13 protein-coding genes and 1 pseudogene are annotated in these 22,205 nt (G+C 57.5%); 2 read left to right on the top strand and 12 right to left on the bottom strand.

Translation table 11 applies throughout. The features are described from left to right. Positions 1-23 precede the first annotated feature (23 nt). The 11 genes and pseudogenes from ACYZUC_RS17865 to putP all read right to left on the bottom strand — a co-directional run bounded on the left by ACYZUC_RS17865 (position 24) and on the right by putP (position 13,645). Positions 24-860, bottom strand: a complete 837-nt coding sequence (locus ACYZUC_RS17865; RefSeq protein ID WP_008025084.1) for a 23S rRNA (adenine(2030)-N(6))-methyltransferase RlmJ — start codon at positions 858-860, stop codon at positions 24-26. A 117-nt stretch (positions 861-977) separates the two neighbouring features. Beyond that, positions 978-1,301 (bottom strand): hypothetical protein, encoded by a 324-nt coding sequence (locus tag ACYZUC_RS17870; RefSeq protein WP_461989514.1) that lies wholly within the window; start codon positions 1,299-1,301, stop codon positions 978-980. A 497-nt stretch (positions 1,302-1,798) separates the two neighbouring features. Continuing rightward, positions 1,799-2,215: a hypothetical protein gene (locus ACYZUC_RS17875; RefSeq protein WP_461989515.1), complete on the bottom strand. Its 417-nt coding sequence runs from the start codon at positions 2,213-2,215 to the stop codon at positions 1,799-1,801. Further along, complete coding sequence (locus ACYZUC_RS17880) at positions 2,216-2,674, bottom strand: hypothetical protein (protein ID WP_461989516.1); 459 nt, start codon at positions 2,672-2,674, stop codon at positions 2,216-2,218. A 524-nt stretch (positions 2,675-3,198) separates the two neighbouring features. Beyond that, entirely contained in the window at positions 3,199-3,507 is a 309-nt protein-coding gene (locus ACYZUC_RS17885; RefSeq protein WP_461989517.1) for a contact-dependent growth inhibition system immunity protein, read from the bottom strand. Between the two features lie 45 nt (positions 3,508-3,552). After that, entirely contained in the window at positions 3,553-3,849 is a 297-nt protein-coding gene (locus tag ACYZUC_RS17890) for a contact-dependent growth inhibition system immunity protein (RefSeq protein ID WP_461989518.1), read from the bottom strand. A 165-nt stretch (positions 3,850-4,014) separates the two neighbouring features. Beyond that, a complete protein-coding gene (locus ACYZUC_RS17895; RefSeq protein ID WP_461989519.1) occupies positions 4,015-4,374 on the bottom strand; it encodes a hypothetical protein in 360 nt (119 codons plus the stop codon). After that, positions 4,374-9,161 (bottom strand): annotated as a pseudogene (locus ACYZUC_RS17900) (RHS repeat-associated core domain-containing protein). Before ACYZUC_RS17900 ends, ACYZUC_RS17895 begins: the two are co-directional and overlap by 1 nt. Further along, positions 9,161-9,883: a DUF4123 domain-containing protein gene (locus ACYZUC_RS17905; RefSeq protein WP_461989520.1), complete on the bottom strand. Its 723-nt coding sequence runs from the start codon at positions 9,881-9,883 to the stop codon at positions 9,161-9,163. Before ACYZUC_RS17905 ends, ACYZUC_RS17900 begins: the two are co-directional and overlap by 1 nt. A gap of 4 nt (positions 9,884-9,887) precedes the next feature. Further along, on the bottom strand, positions 9,888-11,804 hold the full coding sequence (locus ACYZUC_RS17910) for a type VI secretion system Vgr family protein (RefSeq protein ID WP_461989521.1): 1,917 nt from the start codon (positions 11,802-11,804) through the stop codon (positions 9,888-9,890). A gap of 356 nt (positions 11,805-12,160) precedes the next feature. After that, on the bottom strand, positions 12,161-13,645 hold the full coding sequence (gene putP, locus ACYZUC_RS17915; RefSeq protein WP_461989523.1) for a sodium/proline symporter PutP: 1,485 nt from the start codon (positions 13,643-13,645) through the stop codon (positions 12,161-12,163). A gap of 463 nt (positions 13,646-14,108) precedes the next feature. On the opposite strand from putP, the gene putA reads away from it, so the two are divergent. Continuing rightward, positions 14,109-18,062, top strand: coding sequence for a trifunctional transcriptional regulator/proline dehydrogenase/L-glutamate gamma-semialdehyde dehydrogenase (gene putA / locus ACYZUC_RS17920; RefSeq protein WP_461989524.1), 3,954 nt, complete (start codon positions 14,109-14,111; stop codon positions 18,060-18,062). A gap of 267 nt (positions 18,063-18,329) precedes the next feature. After that, on the top strand, positions 18,330-20,132 hold the full coding sequence (locus ACYZUC_RS17925; RefSeq protein ID WP_461989525.1) for an acyl-CoA dehydrogenase: 1,803 nt from the start codon (positions 18,330-18,332) through the stop codon (positions 20,130-20,132). A gap of 138 nt (positions 20,133-20,270) precedes the next feature. Here the strand turns inward: ACYZUC_RS17925 and ACYZUC_RS17930 are convergent, their stop codons facing one another. Continuing rightward, positions 20,271-22,205, bottom strand: a complete 1,935-nt coding sequence (locus tag ACYZUC_RS17930; RefSeq protein WP_461989526.1) for a methyl-accepting chemotaxis protein — start codon at positions 22,203-22,205, stop codon at positions 20,271-20,273.

A 22,205-nucleotide genomic window follows, 5' to 3' on the forward strand; every position in this document is an offset into this window, starting at 1 on the left:
ACAGGGGTTTTCGTTTGCCGTGGTTATTCGGCGATCAACCAATCCATCTGCCAACCACCCTGGGTCTGTCCCAACTTCTTGGACAACCACGGCAGCAGCTCACGCAATTCCTCTTCCAGCCCCCAGGGCGGGTTCGCGATCGCCAACCCGGAACCGTTCAGACTGTTCGGCGTGTCCAGCGGATGCACCAGCAACTCCACCCGCAACAATTTCGGCGCGCCCGTGCCGGCCAGATCCTGATAAAAACGACGCAACATGCGCTGGTCCTTCACCGGGTACCAGATCGCCGCCACGGTTTGACGCATCCGGCCAATCGCTTCTTTCAGCGACGCCGCACAACGCTGCATCTCATCGAGCTGTTCAAACGGCGGATCAATCAACATCACCGCCCGCTTCTCCTGCACCGGCAACATCGCACGCGGCACATGCCAGCCTTCGCCCAAGTGAACCTTCACCCGACGGTCGCCGGCCATGTTGTCCTTGAGCAACACACCGTCTTCGGGGTGCTTCTCGTTGAGCATCACCCGATCCTGCGGCCGCGTCAGACGGCGCGCCAGCTCCGGCGACCCCGGGTAATAGCGCAACTGGCCATCCGGGTTCATGTCGTGCAGCACCTTCATGTAATCGGCGGTCAGTTCCGGCAGATCCGGCTGATCCCACAACCGCGCAATGCCTTCCAGGTACTCACCGGTACGGCTCGCCTGATCGCCTTGCAGGTCATACAGACCAATGCCGGCGTGAGTGTCGAGATAGGCAAACGGCTGCTCCTTGCGCGACATCAGGGCGATGAGGCGGGTCAAGGTCAGGTGTTTGAACACATCGGCGTGATTGCCGGCATGGAAGGCGTGACGATAATTCATGATTGCTCCTGCGAAGGCCGGGAAGTTTACCTTGTACCGAGGCGAACGTCAGGGCTTCGCGGCTGAGCGGGCAGTGATCGTTCCCACGCAGCACGTGGAAACGATCATTCAGCGGCGCTACGCAGAAGGCCGAGCCTTCAACCGCCGCCCCAACACATCCAGCACATCACACCCGTCCCGCAACGGAATGGCGCAGAGCAGGGCAAAGTCACTGAGGATGAAGGACTCGCACTCGATAGAGCCGCGCATCGACAGGTTTTCCATTACTTGGGTGACGGCGCGGATTCGATAGCTGGCTGCGTCGTATAAAACGTCGAGTGGTGCGAGGGTATCGACGAACAAGGTGGGCATGTCGTCGCAGTTGCTGGTCAGTGCCATGAAACGGCTTTTGGGTGGAGGAGTTGGTTTTTCGTAGGGTGGATCGGGGTGAAGATTTGTCATTTTTAAACCTCTGGTAAGAAGGGAAGCTACCATCGGCCTTCCTACAGGCTTGGGTGGCAGCTATACGCGGGGTAGGAATATCGAGACCAGAGAACTCGACCACACCGAAGCGTGCCCGCGCAGAGCCGCCGCAACTGATCTTACGGACGCACGTTGCCGGCCGCAAATACAGGTGACGACGCCAAAGCGTCCTCTCTAGTCTTGAAGGGTTCCTACACCCTGCCACTGAATTTTCAGTGACCACCAGAGACTATCGATGGAACGCACTTCCCACCAGTTCATGCAAACCGCTACAACTTGAAGGAAACTTCCGACGACCTTGCCCGGAAATTTCGCAGCCTGTAAGACCGCCTTCGCGGGCAAGCCTCGCTCCTACAGAATCGAGACACACCGCCAAAAATGGGAACAACCCCAATCCTGTAGGAGCGAGGCTTGCCCGCGAAAAGGCCGGAACAAACACTGCGAATTTTTGCACCTCTCGCTACAGGAATAGCCTTTCACCAGGTTGAAAAGTCCTCCTGACTCGCCTTGTACAAATCTTCGACCCAAGCTTCGGATAATTTAACGTAAACGTCTTCAAAAAACGCCTTGGGATCTTTCATTTCATCCCAACCAAGAGGAAGTAATGAAGGCGATATCGGATCATGCTCAAGTACCTCAGCAAAAACTTTCGAATCTCCATCAAGAGCCTCTCCCAACATAAAAAACAAAACAAACTTATGTCGGTAGCTCAATCCAGCGAAGCGCTTCACTACAAACCGAGATATTAAATACTCTCTATCTGAAGGACAGCCAGGATCGTACTCCGACAACTCAACTCCAAGACTCTCCTCGCGATCATATATATCGAACCCACCAAGAAAGTGCCCTAAGCTTGGATCATATGGAATATCAAGAAAAGGATGCATCAACATTTAAACTTTCTCTATCGGGTAAAGCGCTATAGGCTGCAACGTCTCAAAATCGAATTTCATCTCAAATGCATTCATCTTCGGAATGTAGCGCGGGTTGGCCGGATCTAAAGCATTAGGCTCATATCCACGCCCTATATTTTCAGCTTCCATTCGCACTACCAAATTCCCTTTACTATCCTCCCCGGTAAAACGTGACATATTTCTGGCTTCCCTTGTCATCGCCTCATTGTATGAATTTAACTGCGCTTCATAGCTTAAAAATTTTGAACTGGGAACGGCTCTCCACTTCTTGCTTTCACCATGAAGCTCGCCAGCAATGGTTTGCTGTTCAGCAGCGGAGACCAAACTCTTCGCTCCACCATTTCCAGGACCTCGCACCACGGCCATCCTTTCTTTCCATTTACTAAAAACACTAATCTTCATAAACTTGCGAATCAACATAATCACTATTTTTTTCAAACGCCTCACCTCCAAAACAAAGATCTATCTCATCGAACGAAACTTAAATAACGCTGAAAACTCAAATACCATTTAACATAAATAAACAATAATCCAACACAATTCCCTCATCTAAGATTAGCAACGACCATAAACCAACACGCACAGCAAAGCGGATATGTTCCATAGCTAAAGCATGCCGAAAACATGTTCCAACCAAGCCAGACTAGAGGGCGAAAAAAGTGAACGGATTTATTTTCTACTCCTATTACTAACAAAAACACCTTCGAAGCTAACAGCAAAAATATGTCCGTCCCCTTTGCTGCTACAGAAATTTCGCAGCCTGTAAGACCGCCTTCGCGGGCAAGCCTCGCTCCTACAGAATCGAGGCACGCCGCCAAAAACCGGAACGACTCCAATACTGTAGGAGCGAGGCTTGCCCGCGAATTGAGCGCGAAGCGGTCATAAAATCTATCTGCCTCAGAGATAGCGAGCCTTACCAGGTTTATTGATCTTCAAGACTGGCGCCCAAAACGGAACAAATTTTAATTTTCATCAGTTTTGTTATCAAATTTGCTAGCAATATGACGCAACCATAATTCGCCTGATTCCCACACGCTCCAGTAGCAGTAGTAACAGCTCAGCTCTTTCAATAGATACTCCCTTAACTCCACTTCGCCCCTCCGCTGATCAAGTAGAAAATTGAGTTCTTCCCGGACCAACATCAAATCCCCGGGGTCAGTGTCAGCCACAAAAGCATCTATAACTTGCTCAGCCGTCCCGTGTTCGACCATCCAATCCTGATGAAAGTACGCGCCAAAAAAATCGTGCAGCTCGGAACGGTGTACGACCATATCTATCAATCAAGATAAATGTCTAAATTGAAAACCAAACTCATCTCACTCACCAAAAACATTAAGAACATGATTTAACCATGCCTCCCCTGACGCCCATTCGTGCCAGTAACAGTAACAACATGACATGTTTTTTTGCAGAAACTCTCTTAGCTCAGGCTCAACCATATGCATTTCTAACAACATTGTGATTTCCCGATTTACCTCTGCAATCGTCTCTGCTGTTGAATCATTTACGAAAGATCGGACAATATCATCCGCCAATTCGGATTCGCACATCCAGTCCTCGTTAAAGTAGGCACCCAAAAATTGAAAAAGCTGCGAATACGAATTATCGGTCATTTGCATACCCCGTTAATATTGTGTAGCCAGACGGGCTAAAAGGGGACGAAATCATTTTGCCCCACTATTAATGAGAACCATAACTCTGAAGTTAGCAGAAAAATATGTCCGCGCCCTTTGCTTTCCGCCCACCCTCGCTCGCTCCGCCTTGCTATTTCGTAGGAATCATTGACTGTCACTTCCTTGAATCTGATACCGTTCCAAACAATTAAGGAGAACTGTCATAAATTGCCTCTGATCTCTAACTTCATCATCAAAATACGTATCCATTTTTAAAAAAATCTCGTCAAAACTCTCCCCCCTCTCTAAAAAATAAGACAAGGCTTCTATCAATAATATTCGTTCTTTCTCACTATATATAAAAAATTCCGGCTGTAGCAACACATCAAAAAGCTCGGCAAGCTCAATATTATCATTCACATTTTTCGAAACAATAATTTCCTCCCGCTCCAAATCACGCGTATTTTCAATATCAAATACAAAAAGCAGACCACGTATACTCCACAGCGAATAAGGCCTATTCATCAGTCAAAATCCGTGAATGAAGTTTTAGCGTCACCATTTCCATCCAGTATGACGACCGCTCTAGTCTGCTCACCATACTCCAACCCATCTCTTTTAAATCCTTCACCTATTTTTCTACCCATTTCAATTGGTTTTCGTGAAGCATCTATGCCGCTCTGCCTAAAAATTAACTGCGCACGTTGTATTGCGTTGAATTGATCACGATGACTCAGGAAATGTGTTGCAGCGGAGGGTATGACCGGCTCACCTCTTCGTCTTCCTCTCTCATACCTATCTATTTCTCCCGTCGTGGGATTCCTGCCTTCCTCCACTCGCAAGCGCTGGGATTGAAGGGTGGTTTGCGCGCCATGTTTCTGCAGAAAGTGGGCACCTTCAATCGACTCCTCCATTTCCTTCAGACGCCTATATACATTCGCCTCCGCCAACTCATCAATTCTCGCCCGCCGCTGATCAGCCGTCATTTTCGGCAGCGGCGGCTCACCCTCATCAACCTTAGCGCCAGAGGCATCATCCGGCGCCTTACACCCAGGCTTCCCCGACTGCGGGCAATTCCCGCTCAACCCTAACGGATCAACCCACCCCGTCGGGTTCAGCGCGTACCGGTACTGGTTCAGCCCACCCGCCAACTTGACCGGATCCGGCGTCAGGTACCGCCCCACCTCCGGATCATAGTACCGATGCCGGTTGTAGTGCAGGCCGCTCTCGGCGTCGAAGTACTGCCCTTGAAACCGCAATGGTTGCTCAAGTTGCTCGCCCCCACCGAACGCCAACCGCGTAACTTTTCCGTAGGCGTTGTACTTCGCCGACCAGACAATCTCGCCGCCGTAGTCCGTCAGTTCCTGCGGCGTGCCCAGGTGATCGAGTTGGTAGTAGAACGGGCACGCCTTGCGCGGGCCTTTGCCGTCGAGCATGGCCAGCGGGCGGAAGGTGTCCGGTTCGTAAACATAGCTGCGGTAATGCTCGCGGCTGCTTTCAGCGACGAGGTTGTCACCTTGCCAGAAGAATTCGGTGGTTTTTCCGTCAACGGTTTTGGCAATGCGGCGGCCGAAGGCGTCGTAGCGATAGCTCGCGCAACGGCCGTCCGGGGTCGTGACGCTGACCTAGCGATGTTGGCAGTCGTAGGCATATTCGGTGACGAGTTTTTGCCCGGTGCCGCGACGTTCGCGGATGAGGTTGCCGAAGGCGTCGTAGTCGTAGTGGCGGTCGCCTTGCATGAGCAGGCGATTGCCTTTTACGGCAGGCATACCAGGGCGGTTTTGCATCAGCAGGTTGCCGGCCGGGTCGTGGGCGAAGCTTTCCGGTGGGTCGTCGCGGGTGTGGCGCACGCGGGTCAGGCGATTGAGGGCGTCGTAGTAATAACTGCGCTGGCCGTGGCGGCTGTCGGCGACGGTCGCCAGGTTGCCGTTGACCGCGTAGGTGTAGTGGCGCAGGTACAGCGGCCGGGTTTGTTGATTGATGGCGTGTGCTTGCAGGCGGCCCTGTTCGTCGTAGTGGTAGCGGCTGGTGAGCTGGCCTTGTTGGCGCTGTTGTTCGCGGCCAAACGTGAATTGGTGGGTGGTGAGCGGCGCACCGTTGAGGTCGATGGCGGTCAGCGCGCCGCCCTTGGCGTGGTGGTAATCGAGCTTGCTGCCGTCCGGCAGGCGCATGCGGTTGAGCTGGCCACAGGTGTCGTAGCCGTAGCGCAAGGTGCCCCAGCCTTGGTGCTCGGTGATCAAACGGCCTTGTCGGTCGTACTCGAATTCCAGCGGATGATCGTGACCGTCATCGACGCTGATCAGTCGGCCGAGGTTGTCGTAGCGGTATTCGACCTTGGTGTCGTCGGGCAGCGTTTTGACCAGCAACCGCCCTGCCGAATCTCGCTCATAAGCGGTAACCCGCTGCGAGCCGTCGTCGCCGAACTCGGTTTTTTCCAGCAGGTTTCCATTGAGGTCGTAGGTGTACGCCGTGCGCTGGCCGTCGAAGCCGGTTTCCTGTCGGATCAATCCACCGGGCGTGTAGTCCAGGCGATATTGTTCGCCGGACTCGTTTTCAATTTCTGTGAGCAGCAGCTGCGCGTTGTCGTAGCGATAGTTGAGCTGCGTGCCGTCGGGATTGATCCGGCGGCTGACCAAGTGCAAACCATCGACGTATTCGTAGCGGGTAACGTGGCCAAGCTCGTCGCGTTCGGCGGTGATTTTGCCGTAGGCGTTGTAGCTGAAGGCGCGGGTGGCACCTGTGGGAAGTGTCGTCTGGACCAGTCGTCCAACGGCATCCCACGCGTAGCGGGTGAGTGCTCCGTGTTCATCCTGATCGGTAATCCGTCGACCCAGCGCGTCGTAGAAAAACCGCCGCAGCCCACCGTCCGGCAGAGTTTCTTCAACCAGTTGCCCTAAAGCATTGCGGACGAAGAGATGACGACTGCTATCCGGGTAACGGATCGACAGCAACTGGCCTTTTTCATCGTAGTGATAATGGGTGACCTGGCCGTCGGGATCAGTCGTTTCGGTGATGTCGCCCTGAGCGTTGCGCTGATATTTCCAGACCGCTTTGCCGCGATACCGGGCATGCAGGAAACCGTTGCGATACTCGTAGGACGTGGGCTCATCTTCCGACGGAATCAGCGCCACCAAGCGTCCGACTTCGTCGTAGTGGTATTCAGTGACGGCGCCGAGTGGATCCTGCTCGGCAATCAACCGCCCTTTATCGTCGTAGGCATTGAGGTGTTCACCGCCATCCAGCTCGACCTTGCGCACCAGTCGCGCCCGGTCGTCATGCTGGTAAACCTCTTCGCTGCCGTCGATGTTGTGGACGGTGACACTGCCCTCGTCATCCCAGACATAGCGCGCTTCCATCTGCGCAAACGACGCCCAATGCCGGACGCATCGCGCAGCCTTGCCGGACCTTTCCCACTCCCAGAAGAAACTCGCCCCACCGGCCAGTTGCCGCTGCTGGATGACGTGCTGGTCATCGTAGTCGTAGCGCTCGCTTTCCCCGGCGGCGTTGGTCGCTTCGATCAAACGGGCGCGTTCGTCGTAGCGGTAACTGACCAGCGACTGTTCGGTTATCCAGGCTTCGTCCGACGTGTCTGCCGGGACAAAACGCTGATAGTCGACGGCAATCAAATGGTGCTGGTCATAGCGCAACAACAAGGCGCGGCCGGCACCGTTGTCGAGGCGCTGGATACGCTCGCGGCGGTCGTGAGTGACGCGCAGCCGGTTGTCGTAACCGTCGCTGATCGCAGTCAATCGACCGTTGATGAAATGATAGAAACGCGTGTCGTCGCCGGCCTGAGCGAGGATCAGTTCTTCCGGGGCGTCGCCCAGGTAAATCGCTGCACGCGAGAGGCTGTTGTGGATCGCCGGGCGCTCATTGCCAGGCAGCGGAAAGGTGGTGCGACGGTTTTCATGGTCGATCCAGACGACGCCATCGCCGTCGATTTCCAGTCGGTGCGCAAGGCTGTGACTCCAGCCGAAACCGAGGCCGCAATCCATCTCGACGGCGCTGGTGCGATAGAGCCGCGTGAAATCGAACGGCAGGATTCCATCCAGTGAACCGTCTGTAAGGGTCAGCAGTTCTTCGCCGGTGACCATCGATACCGGGCATTTGTTGGTCGCGGTTTTATCGGCGGCATCGGCGCTGTCGCCGTTGGGATTTGTGGCCTGCTTTGAAGCGTCGTCGTGGTGTTCGTTTTGTTTGAGTGTGGTGTTCTTGCGAGCATTCCAGCGCAAGTGCATGGCGCCATTTTTCGGTCCGGCCGCGACGCCCCGCGCAGCGACTTTTTTGTAGCGGCCTACATAGCCCATGAAGTTGTTGATGATCGTGACCATCGACTTCACGAATGCCATCGCAGCCTGAAAAATCTGCGCGCTGTACTTGGCCAGGCGCACTGCCAACCAGGCAACGCCAACCCCGACCACACTCAACACCAGACCAATCAGCAGGTCGATGACCAGCCCGACGACAACTTTGGAAATGGCCTCGGCCGATGACTCGGCCAGTTGCGTCGGCGGGAGCATCTCCAGCCACAGCGTCGCGGTGCGCACCAGCAAACACAGTGCGGCCTCGTCACTGGCCAGCAACATGGCTTTTTCCATCATGTCTGGCGCGCTTTTCGCGAGTTCGGCCAGTTCACCAGCGCTTTCACCCAGCTTCTCGGCAAAGGCATTGGGGTCTTTCAGAATGTCGGTGAGTTCACCGATGCCATCCCAAACCGCCTGAATCGCCGCCCAACCGCCCGCCAGTGTTCCGTTACCCGCTGCGGCCAGCGAAGCGGATGCGGATTGCTGCGACCACTGCGGTTTGAAGCCTTGCCACTCATTGCGCAGCCAGCCTTCCAGCTGTCCGGTCAGGCCGTCGTAAGACTTGAAAAGCTCATCAACCTGATCCGAAGTCACCGCGCTGTGGACATGCACGCGGTAGAACTTGCCGGGCTTACCCTCGAATTGTCCCTTGCCGTTTTCATCGAGCGTGACGGTGGTTTTTTCGCCGCCATCAACGGCAATCACATCAACATCAATGTTCCCCAGCGGAACGTCATAAACCGATTCGAATTTGCTCTCGATCTGCAGAATTCCGTTTAACGGACACTGCGCAACACTGGAGAAAAAGTCGTCATCACTGCGGCTCACCGACGTAGTGACATTGCCCAGTTTGATCTGCCGGTCCATGTCCATCAGCGAGGGCAGGTCCATTGCCCGGCTGACCTTGTCGGCATTGCGACTTAAAAAGCCCTTGAGTTGCTGGCGATACACACTCAGCGTGTCCTTGAAACCGTCGAGCTCCTGCTCGATCCGTACGATCTGATCCATCAGTCCAGCTCCATCAACAGATAATCCACCAAGGCTGATTTCGGGGCTGGCGGCAGGCCCGGCTCTTCCAGAAAGATCGCGACTTTGTGCCGCAAAACACTTTCGGAAAACGCCTCGAAAAGATCAGGACGGTCCTCGCTCAACCACGTGAGCAAGTTGTTCAGCCGAGTGGTGTTTGAGTGTTCGCAGAGTTGCTTCAACAGCGTTGTGGAGATTTCCCACCATGGAAAAACCCTGGCGGTTTTCAGCGCAGTTCCACCGATGTCGAGCGGTTGACCATTGATCAGGCACCGCCCCACGACCGGTAGCAGTTGAGCAACTTCGACATCCGCAGACTGAAGAATCGGCAGCAAGTAATGCCCGTCCCAAAAGCGGAAAAACACCGCGTTGCCATTGGGCAAAAACACTTGCGTGAGGCTGCGCAGATGCTCGATCAACACGTCTTGAGACGAAGAAGAAACCGCCAGCCAACCCCAATCGCGAGACTCGGTAGTGGCGACCCAGTCCAGAAACTCACTGCCAGCAGCGACGATTCCGACATAGGGCATGACCGGTTCCCACTCGGCGTAAGCGGTGTCCGCCCAGATTGGGCTCGGCGCATGCAACGGACTTGATCTCTGCCATGCTTTGAACGGCTCAGCGGAACTGGCATTGCCGAACACTGCGAACAACTGCTCGGAAGGGTCGAGTGGTTGGCGCTCCAGCCAAGTGAGGGGTGACATGCTCTCAGGCTGCACAGACACCACCCTTGCAGCGTTCACATTCTTCGCAGAATGGGGCGTCGCTTTTCAGGGTCAGAATCTGTGCTGCGCTGAGTGCCAGAAGTGTTCGTTGAGTGGTCGCGGCGCCCACGGCCGGCATCGGTGCACCGCCCAATTCAATCGGAACGCTGCTGAAGATCCCGGCGGGGCCGATGTTGATCCAGTGGCCGCCCGCCTGAATGGTTGCGTTTGCGCCACCGTCGATGACAATTTGCTGGCCGGCGCTGGCGTGAAATTGCCCGCTCGCCTTGAGGGTCTGGTTGCTGACGGTGATGGACCGATCACCGTGAACGTGCAGGTTATCGTTGGCACCAATCACCGCGCTGCGCTGATTTCCGACCTGGACGTGCAGGTCGTTCAACACGTGTTGAGTCCAGTTTCGCTGGGCCCGCAGGTAGATTTCCTCGGCGCCTTTGCGATCCTCGATGCGTAATTCGCTGTAACCGCCGCCACCGGGACTGCTTTGGCTGCGGAAAATGCTGCGGGTTTTGTCGGCGGGCAGATTCAGTGGTATCGAGTTGGCGCCATTGGGCACGCAGCCCATGACCATCGGCTTATCGACGTCGGCATCGAGGAACCCCACCAACACTTCCATGCCGACCCGAGGAATCAGTGCGATGCCGTAGCCGTCATGCGCCCAGCCGGTGGCGACGCGCAGCCAGCAACTGGAATGTTCATTGCGCTTTGCGTCACGATCCCAGGCGAGCTGAACCTTGACGCGGCCGTACTCGTCACAGTGGACTTCACTGTCGGTCGGGCCAGTGACTACGGCGGTCTGGTAACCGGTGAAAGAGGGTTTCCCGATCAGGGGTGGGCGAAACGAAACATCCCACGGCGTCGCCAGAAAGGTATTGCGATAGCCCTGAAAATCATCCGCCCCGTCGCTGCTGACTGACTCTTCGAGCACTTGCGGCTGACGGCCATGGTGTTCGATTTGGGTGATCAGCCACAGGTCATTCCAGGCCTGGCGTGGATGTTCCGACAACGCCAGGAAGTGACCTGTCACCAGAGCGGGCTCATCGCTGCGACCTTCAGCCTGACGGTAGTCCGCGTTGTGGCGCTCCAGTGTTCGTTGAGCCAGCGCCCTGCCAGATTCGCGATCCGTGAACTGGCCGGGAAAGTGATAATCCTCAAGCGTCGGCAGTTGCCCGTTGCCGCTTCGGCTTTCAAGTTGCAGCCCGGGTTTGTGGAAGTCGTAGTCGCGACGGGCGACCGAAGTAGTGCGGGTTTCCAGCCGCACGTTGAAGCGATTGATCGCGGGCGCGTCGGCCGCCATTCCGGTGTCAGGCGAGAAAAGTGTCGGTTTGTCGATCAGGGGGAAAACCGTCTGGTCATCACCAAACACCAGCAGATGCCCGTCAGGGCTGTGCTGAAAGTGGTAGTGAATGCCGATCTCGGCGCACAAGCGCTGGATGAACGCCAGATCGCTTTCCGCGTATTGCACGCAGTACTCGCGATCGGGGTAATCGCTGCCGAGCTGAAAGGCGAACGCATCGCGCTGGATGCCATGATCTTCAAGGATTTGCGCAATGATCAGCGGCACGCTTTTGTGCTGGAAAATCCGCTGATTGATGCGCTGGTCGAGGTAGGTCAAACGCGGGACCAGACTGACTTGATAGCGCGTCAGACGCTTACCGGAATCGCCCTGGCCAACCCGAAAAATCTGACCGTGAATACCGCTACCTTGTGTATCGAAACTCAGAAATGCCTGACGATGCAGAAGGCTTTCGAGCTCGATGTCCGGCCGTTCACTGACCAGTTCCAGGTCAAAGCGATAAGGCTGGCTGATGGCTTCCTTGCCGGTGAACTCAAGCACCTTGAGGTCATGCGGGTCACCGTCGACGGTCAGCGTGAAGCGCGGTTGATTAGCAAGAGCGAACATCCGATGTGTCTCTGCAGAGTGAAGGCGGGCGATTCTGCATGAGGGACAAGCGGTGTTGAGGGAGGGACAGGAAACTCAGATTTGTCGTGCTTTTTTAAAGATTTTTCCTTCAAAAATCGGGATGTTTGGCTACAGACATTCCCGTCAGACACACCACCGCCCTACTGTGGGAGCGAGCCTGCTCGCGATAGCGACCGATCATTCAACATTGATGTCGACTGGCACGACGCCATCGCGAGCAGGCTCGCTCCCACAGGGATCTCCAACACAAACCAAAGACCAAAAAAAGGCCCGCATCCAAAGGAAGCGGGCCGTTTTCATGTTCAGCGAAGGGTTTGAGCCTCAGCTCATCGCGATCACTTGTTCAGGCGGAAATCAGCCTCGGCAGCAGCGAAACGCTGCAGCATGCCGTGCGTCGGCGCGCCCAGCTTGCTGACGATGTAGATCGCCAGGCTGGCGAAGATGAAACCAGGGATGATTTCGTACAGGCCCAGCAGTTCGAAGTGTTTCCACACGATCACGGTGATCGCGCCGACCAGGATGCCTGCCAGTGCGCCGTTGCGGGTCATGTCTTTCCAGATCACGGAGATCAGGACTACTGGACCGAACGCAGCACCGAAACCGGCCCAAGCGTAGCTGACCAGACCCAGCACACGGTTTTCCGGATTGGCGGCCAATGCGATGGCGATCAGGGCAACCAGCAGCACCATGGCGCGGCCGACCCAGACCAGTTCAACCTGGGAGGCGGTTTTACGCAGGAAGGTTTTGTAGAAGTCTTCGGTCAGGGCGCTCGAGCACACCAGCAATTGGCAGCTCAGGGTGCTCATGACTGCAGCCAGAATGGCCGACAGCAAAATACCGGCGATCCATGGGTTGAACAGGATTTTGGCCAGTTCGATGAACACGCGCTCGTGGTTTTCGCTGACGGGCATCGCCACGGCAGGGTTCGCCGAGAAGTAGGCAATACCGAAAAAGCCTACAGCGACGGTGCCGCCCAGGCACAGGATCATCCAGGTCATGGAAATGCGACGGGCATTGGCGATCGACTTGACCGAATCCGCCGCCATGAAACGCGCCAGGATGTGCGGTTGGCCGAAGTAGCCCAGGCCCCAGCCCATCAGCGAGATGATGCCGATGAAGGTGGTGTTTTTCAGCATGTCGAAGTTGGCTGGATCTTGCGCTTCGATGGCCAGGAACGCGGTATCGACGCCGCCGGTCGCCAGCAACACGATGATCGGTGTCAGGATCAGGGCGAAGATCATCAGCGTGGCTTGTACGGTGTCAGTCCAGCTGACTGCCAGGAAACCACCGACGAAGGTGTAGGCAATCGTCGCCGCAGCACCGGCCCACAGCGCGGTCTCGTAGGACATGCCGAAGGTGCTTTCGAACAGACGGGCGCCAGCGACAATGCCGGACGCGCAGTAGATGGTGAAGAACACCAGGATCACAACCGCCGAGATGATCCGCAGCAGGCCGCTTTTGTCTTCGAAACGGCTGGAGAAGTAGTCCGGCAGCGTCAGCGCATCGCCGTTGTGCTCGGTCTGCACGCGCAGACGGCCGGCGACGAACAGCCAGTTCAGGTAAGCACCGACGATCAGGCCGATGGCGATCCAGCTTTCGGACAGACCGGACATGTAGATGGCGCCCGGCAGACCCATCAACAACCAGCCGCTCATGTCGGAGGCGCCAGCGGACAATGCAGTCACGACGCTGCCCAGGCTGCGACCGCCCAGAATGTAGTCAGAAAGGTTGTTGGTGGAGCGATAGGCCATGAAGCCGATCAGCACCATTGCTGCGATGTAGATCACGAACGTGATCAGGGTTGGATTGCTAACGCTCATTAAGTGATGCCCTGGCTTTGTTTTTATGTAGCGGCAGAGTGTGAAAACGCCGACAAACGACAATGTTTGATCAGACGATTTGCGGGTCCGCGCATTTAGGACTGATGTTTCCCCAGGAAAGCCATCAGCCGGTGCACCTGTCTTTTTGACCGGTTGCACCTTGGGCGCGAATCCTATTCAACAACGCAAATAAGGTGCAACCCATTTCTTGAGAATAAGTTGCACCTAATCGGAATTAGCTTGAAAAGGTCTGTTTTTGCTCCCTTTTAGAGCAGTCATGGCAGTTTACTAGAAGCAAAAGCACCAAGCAGGAGCGGTACGTTCGTACCGGAATTTAATTCCTGACGAGCTGCCTATTATTCCGACAAAAAAAGGGTTGCACCCGGTTGCACCTCGGAGAGCGCGCAGCTAATCTTGCCGCCAGCTGATGCCACGCGGTCGTGGCAAACATGAGGATAAAAATATGGCTACCACCACCCTTGGGGTCAAACTTGACGACCCGACCCGCGAGCGCCTCAAGGCCGCCGCGACTTCGATTGATCGCACGCCGCACTGGCTGATCAAGCAGGCAATTTTCAATTACCTGGAAAAACTCGAGGGTGGTGCAACCCTGACCGAGCTCAACGGCCTGACCGCCAAAGAAGCCGACGACAGTGGCGACGTCCACGTCGACCACGCGCACCAGTGCTTCCTTGAGTTCGCCGAAAGCATCTTGCCGCAATCGGTATTGCGCGCCGCCATCACCGCTGCTTACCGTCGCCCCGAGCCGGAAGTGGTGCCGATGCTGATCGAACAGGCTCGCCTGCCGGTTGCCATGGCCGACGCCACCAACAAGCTCGCCGCCTCGATTGCCGAGAAGCTGCGCAATCAGAAGAGCGCCGGTGGCCGTGCCGGAATTGTTCAGGGCCTGCTGCAGGAATTTTCCCTGTCGTCCCAGGAAGGCGTGGCACTGATGTGCCTGGCCGAAGCGCTGTTGCGCATCCCGGACAAAGGCACTCGTGACGCACTGATCCGCGACAAAATCAGCACCGGTAATTGGCAGCCGCACTTGGGCAACAGCCCGTCGCTGTTCGTCAACGCCGCCACTTGGGGCTTGCTGCTGACCGGCAAACTGGTCGCCACCCATAATGAAGCGGGTTTGACTTCGTCCCTGAGCCGCATCATCGGCAAGAGCGGCGAGCCGATGATCCGCAAGGGCGTCGACATGGCCATGCGCCTGATGGGCGAGCAGTTCGTCACCGGCGAAACCATTGCCGAAGCCCTGGCCAACGCGAGCAAGTTCGAAGCCAAGGGTTTCCGCTATTCCTACGACATGCTCGGTGAAGCCGCCCTCACCGAGCACGACGCGCAGAAGTACCTCGCGTCGTACGAACAAGCCATCCACTCGATCGGCAAAGCGTCCCACGGTCGTGGGATTTATGAAGGCCCGGGCATTTCCATCAAGCTGTCGGCACTGCACCCGCGTTACAGCCGTGCGCAGTACGAGCGTGTGATGGACGAGTTGTACCCGCGCCTGTTGTCGCTGACTCTGCTGGCCAAGCAATACGACATCGGCCTGAACATCGACGCCGAAGAAGCCGACCGCCTTGAGCTGTCGCTGGATCTGCTGGAGCGCCTGTGCTTCGAGCCGCAACTGACCGGCTGGAACGGCATCGGTTTCGTGATCCAGGCGTATCAGAAGCGTTGCCCGTACGTGATCGATTACGTGATCGATCTGGCTCGCCGCAGCCGTCATCGCCTGATGATCCGCCTGGTGAAAGGCGCGTACTGGGACAGCGAAATCAAGCGCGCCCAGGTCGAAGGCCTGGAAGGCTATCCGGTCTACACCCGCAAGGTGTACACCGACGTTTCCTACATCGCTTGCGCACGCAAATTGTTGTCGGTGCCGGAAGTCATCTACCCGCAGTTCGCCACGCACAACGCCCACACTCTGTCGGCTATTTACCACATCGCTGGTCAGAACTATTACCCGGGCCAGTACGAGTTCCAGTGCCTGCACGGCATGGGCGAACCGCTGTACGAACAGGTTGTAGGTAAAGTTTCCGAAGGCAAGCTGAACCGTCCATGCCGCGTGTACGCACCGGTCGGTACTCACGAAACCCTGCTGGCGTACCTGGTACGTCGTCTGCTGGAAAACGGCGCGAACACCTCGTTCGTGAACCGTATCGCCGACCAGTCCATTTCGATTCAGGAGCTGGTGGCCGATCCAGTGGCCAGCATCGAGCAGATGGCGACGCTGGAAGGCGGCTTCGGCCTGCCGCACCCGCGTATCCCGCTGCCGCGAGATCTTTATGGTGCCGAGCGCGCCAACTCCAGCGGCATCGACATGGCCAACGAACATCGCCTGGCTTCGCTGTCGTGCGCCCTGCTGGCCACCGCTCACAACAGCTGGAAAGCCGCGCCGATGCTCGGTTGCGTCTCCAGCACCGAAACCCCTGCGCCTGTTCTGAACCCGTCCGATCTGCGTGACGTGGTCGGTCACGTACAGGAAGCGAATGTCGAAGACGTCGACAACGCGATCCAGTGCGCCCTGAACGCTGCACCGATCTGGCAGGCCACCCCGCCCGCCGAACGTGCCGCGATTCTGGAGCGCGCCGCCGATTTGATGGAAGGCGAGATCCAGCCGCTGATGGGCCTGCTGGCTCGCGAAGCCGGCAAGACCTTCGCCAACGCCATCGCCGAAGTGCGTGAGGCCGTGGACTTCCTGCGTTATTACGCGGTGCAGGCTCGCAACGATTTCACCAACGACGCCCACCGCCCATTGGGTCCGGTGGTGTGCATCAGCCCGTGGAACTTCCCGCTGGCAATCTTCAGCGGTCAGGTTGCCGCTGCATTGGCCGCCGGTAACCCGGTACTGGCCAAGCCTGCGGAACAAACCCCGCTGGTCGCCGCCCAGGCCGTGCGCCTGATGCTCGAAGCCGGGATTCCGGAAGGCGTGCTGCAACTGCTGCCGGGCCGTGGCGAAACCGTTGGCGCCCGCTTGGTCGGTGACGATCGGGTCAAAGGCGTGATGTTCACCGGCTCCACCGAAGTCGCTCGTTTGCTGCAACGCAACGTCGCTGGCCGCCTGGATGCACAGGGCCGTCCGATTCCGCTGATCGCTGAAACTGGCGGCCAGAACGCGATGATCGTCGACTCCTCGGCACTGACCGAACAAGTCGTGATCGACGTGGTGTCGTCGGCCTTCGACAGCGCCGGTCAACGCTGCTCGGCTCTGCGTGTACTTTGCTTGCAGGAAGATTCCGCTGACCGTGTCATCGAAATGCTCAAGGGCGCCATGGCTGAATGCCGTCTCGGCAACCCTGAGCGCCTGTCCGTGGACATCGGCCCGGTGATCGACGCCGAAGCCAAGGCGGGCATCGAGAAGCACATCCAGGCCATGCGCGACAAAGGTCGCAACGTGTATCAAGTGGCCATCGCCAACAGCGAAGAAGTCAAACGCGGCACCTTCGTGATGCCGACGCTGATCGAGCTGGAAAGCTTCGATGAGCTGCAACGCGAAATCTTCGGCCCGGTGCTGCACGTGGTGCGCTACAAGCGCAAAGACATCGACCAGTTGATCGGCCAGATCAACGCTTCCGGCTACGGCCTGACGCTGGGCGTGCATACGCGCATCGACGAGACCATCGCCAAGGTGATCGACAACGTCAATGCCGGCAACGTCTATGTGAACCGCAACATCGTCGGTGCTGTGGTGGGCGTGCAACCGTTTGGTGGCGAAGGCCTGTCGGGCACTGGCCCGAAAGCCGGTGGTCCGTTGTACCTGTACCGCCTGCTGTCGACGCGTCCTGCCGATGCAATCGAACAATCCTTCGCTCGTGGCGACGCAGCCACTGCACCGGATGTTCGTCTGCGCGATGCCATGAGCAAACCGCTGACCGCCCTGCAAACCTGGGCCGACAGCAACACGTTTGCCGACCTGAGCGCCTTGTGCGTGCAGTTCGCGGCGCAATCGCAAAGCGGCATCACTCGCGTGCTGGCGGGCCCGACCGGCGAGCGCAACAGCTACGCCATTCTGCCGCGCGAACACGTGCTGTGCCTGGCCGAAGCTGAAGGCGACCTGCTGACGCAACTGGCGGCGGTACTGGCTGTCGGTGGCTCAGCGGTATGGCCGGAAGCTGACCTGACCAAAGCCTTGTTCGCACGCCTGCCGAAGGAAGTTCAGGCGCGCATCAAGCTGGTTGCCGATTGGAACAAGGATGAAGTGTTGTTTGATGCGGTTCTGCATCACGGCCATTCCGATCAACTGCGCGCGGTTTGCCAGCAAGTGGCCAAGCGTGCCGGGGCGATTGTCGGGGTTCATGGGTTGTCGCTGGGCGAGACCAACATTGCGTTGGAGCGTCTGGTGATCGAGCGTGCGTTGAGCGTTAACACCGCTGCGGCGGGTGGTAATGCGAGCTTGATGACCATCGGCTAAACCGCCGAGTGTCAGCTGCAAAAATGGGCGCCCTCACCGGCGCCCATTTTTTTTACCTGAACCACTAAACCGGAATACCCCACAGGCCCTGTAGGAGCCAGCTTGCTGGCGATAGCGGTGCATCAGATACACCGAGGTGAATTCATCGCCAGCAAGCCGGCTCCTACAGGGGTCGTGTTTGGCCTGTCTATCACCGTTATCTATCTTCCTTTCGCCCAAACCGCCCCACGCCTAGACTCGGTCCATTCCAAAAAAAGGTAGGCCGCCATGTCCGAGACGTTGCTCAGTTCCCGCAATCTGGCTTTCGAGCTGTATGAAGTCCTCGACGCCGAAGGCCTGACCCAGCGTGAGCGTTTCGCCGAGCACAATCGCGAGACCTTCGACGCCGCCATCGGCACCGCGCGCAGCATCGCCGAGAAGTTTTTCGCCCCGCACAACCGCAAGGGCGACGAGAACGAGCCGCGCTTTGAGGACGGTCAGGCGATTCTGATTCCGGAAGTGAAACCAGCGGTGGATGCCTTCCTTGAAGCCGGTTTCCTCAATGCTGCGCGCAGTTTCGACGCCGGTGGCATGCAACTTCCTACGCTGTTGTCCCAGGCTTGTTTCGCACACTTCCAGTCAGCCAACGCAGCTTCGACTTCGTACCCGTTCCTGACCATGGGCGCGGCGAACCTGATCGAAAGCTTCGGCACCGAGGAACAGAAACAGCGCTTCCTGCAACCGATGATCGACGGCCGTTTCTTCGGCACCATGGCCCTGACCGAGCCCCATGCCGGTTCGTCGTTGTCGGATATTCGTACTCGCGCAGAGCCTGCTTCTGACGGCACCTATCGACTCAAGGGCAACAAGATCTTCATCTCCGGCGGCGATCACCCGCTGTCGGAAAACATCGTGCACATGGTGCTGGCCAAGTTGCCGGACGCACCGGCCGGAGTGAAAGGCATTTCGCTGTTTATCGTGCCCAAGTTCCTGGTCAACGATGACGGCAGCCTCGGTAAGCGCAACGACGTGTTGCTGGCCGGGCTGTTCCACAAGATGGGCTGGCGCGGCACGACATCCACGGCACTGAACTTCGGTGATAACGGTGAGTGCGTCGGTTATCTGGTGGGCAAGCCGCACCACGGTTTGAGCTACATGTTCCAGATGATGAACGAAGCACGGATCGGCGTCGGCATGGGCGCGGTGATGCTCGGTTACGCCGGTTACCTGTATTCGCTGGAGTACGCCCGCGAGCGTCCGCAGGGCCGCGTGCCGGACAGCAAAGACCCGAACACCGCGCCGGTGGCGATCATTCAGCACGCCGACGTCAAACGCATGTTGCTCACGCAAAAAGCCTACGTCGAAGGCTCGTTCGACCTCGGGCTGTACGCGGCGCGATTGTTCGATGACACCACGACGCTTGCGACCGAAGCCGAGCGCAAACAGGCCCATGAGCTGCTGGACTTGCTGACGCCAATCGTCAAATCCTGGCCGTCGGAGTTTTGCCTGAAGGCCAACGAACTGGCGATCCAGATTCTCGGCGGCCACGGTTATACCCGCGAATACCCGGTTGAGCAGTATTACCGCGACAACCGTCTGAACCCGATTCATGAAGGCACCCACGGCATTCAGTCACTGGACTTGCTGGGCCGCAAACTGGCACAGAACGGTGGTGCGGGACTGAAGCAATTGATCCGCCTGATCGCCGACACTGCCGAGCGGGCGCAAGCGTACGAATCGTTGAATGCGCTGCGTGAACCGTTGGAGAAGCTGGTGGCCCGCCTGCAAACCGTAACCCTCGGTTTGCTGACCGACCTGGCTCAAGGCAAGGTCAACAGCAGCCTGGCGAATTCGGCGCTGTACTTGAAAGTGTTCGGGCACACAGTGATTGGCTGGCGCTGGCTGGAGCAGGCGATTCGTGCTGAGGAAGGGTTGGCCAAGGGGAATGCGGCGGATGTGAGCTTCTATAAAGGCAAGCTGCAGGCGGCGCGGTATTTCCTGACCTGGGAAGTGCCGGGTTGCCACCATGAATTGGCGATTCTTGAGGCGCGGGATGATGTGTGTTTGAACATGCAGGATGAGTGGTTCTGATCACACCCTGTAGCGCTGCTGAAATCCAATCGCTGGCAAGCCAGCTCCTACAGGGGTCCGTGTTGAGCGCAGGATCGTGCTCGACCACAACTGTGTAGGAGCCGGCTTGCCGGCGATGGCGTCAGCGAAGACAACACATCAACTCAGTTTGAACCCACCCATCTGCCGCGCCAAATCATCCGCCAACCGCTGCAACGTCTGGCAATCCTCTCGGCAAGCCCTGACCTCCCCTGCCGTCGCCCGGGCCAGATCGGAAATCCCCTGCACGTTGCGGTTGATCTCTTCGGTCACCGCCGACTGTTCTTCCGTCGCGGTCGCGACTTGGTGGTTCATGTCGCTGATACGCTCGATCTGCCCGGTAATCGCGGTCAGCGACGTCCCGGTGCGCTGACTCGATTCGACACCGGTGCCCGTCGCCGCTTGACCGGTGTGCATCGACGACACCGCGTTCTCCGCGCCTTGCTTGAGGCTGCCGATGATTTGCTGAATTTCATCGGTGGACGTTTGAGTTCGCCGTGCAAGCGTCCGCACCTCATCGGCAACTACCGCAAACCCACGGCCCATGTCTCCAGCCCGCGCTGCTTCAATAGCCGCATTCAACGCCAACAGGTTGGTCTGCTCGGAAATCCCGCGAATCACCGCCAACACCTGATCGATCGACGCCACCTGATCAGCCAGTTCGCCCACGGCACTGGCGGCGAGACCGATTTCATCGGACATGCTTTCAATATGTCGGATCGACCCACCGACCACTTCCCGCGCCTGCATCGCCTCATCGCGAGCATCCTGCGAGGCAACCGCCGCGTTACCGGCGTTCTGCGCGATTTCCTGCACGGTCAGGCCCATTTCGTGGACGGCGGTGGCGACCATGTCGGTCATTTCCTGCTGACGCCCGGAGCGTTCGGCGGTGTTGTCCACAACCTTCGCCACCTGGCTGACTGCTGTGCGCAAACGCTCACTGGTGGTCAGCACTTCGCCGATCATCTCGCGCTGACTGTCGAGGAATCGATTGAAGCCGCGCGCCAGGTCACCCAGTTCATCGGCGCGGCTGGAATCTAACCGGTGGGTCAAATCTCCACCACCGCTACCGATGGCAACCAACGCTGCTGTTACCTGACGGATCGGCCGCACCAACCCACGGGCCAGCAACACCACCAGCAACAGGCACACCAACGCCACCGCCAGGCCAATGCCGCTGCTCATCCACATGGCGCGGCGGGCTTCGGCGTAAATCTGCGACTGTGGCACTTCGGCCACCAGGGTCCAGCCCAAGTCCCTCAGCGGCAGGCTCAACGCCAGGAAGTCTTCGCCATCACGCACGAAGCTGCTGCTGGCAGCTTTTTGACCCATGACTGCCTGCGCGGCCGACTCACCGATTTGCTCGACCAAGGTGCGTTTGCCACTGAATTGCGCTTCGGGGTGAACCTGGATCAAACCGTCGGAACGCACGAGATAGACCTTGCCGCGCTCACCGAAGGTGAAGCTGTGAATCAGCTCCGACAACTCTTTCATGCTCAGGCCAAGCCCGGCAACGCCCACGACTTTGCCGGCCTGCTCGACCTTGAGGTCGATGAACAGCGCCAATTCTCCGGTGGCTGTGTCGTTGTCGATATTGAGGGTGCGCGGCTGGTTGCTGTCGAGGAACGAATAGAACCAGGCGTCTTTGGGATTGGAACGGCTGAGGCTACGGTCCAGGCCTTTTTCAGTGAAATAGTGGTTTGAAGCCGTACCGACAATTAACGCGGTAAAGGCTTTGTGTTCGGCGCGGATACCTTCCAGATACTGCACGAACGCGGCGGTCTGGGCACTGTTTTCACCCCCGGCCAACCAGTCGCGCACCATGCTGTTGCTGGCGATGTCCTTGGCGGCGGTGAGGGGTTGCACGAGGATGCGCTCGATGTCGTTGCGCATCGCTTCGATGCTCGACGGCAGCGCTTGTTCGACCAGGTAGCTCTGGGCGAGACGGTTGACCACGAGGGTATAAACGCCAACCACGATCAGAATACTGACCAGCAGGGCGGTGCCCATACTGAGGATCAACTGCCACTGAATACTTCGACGCCAGAACTGCAT

Source organism: Pseudomonas sp. GT1P32, from assembly GCF_054897805.1.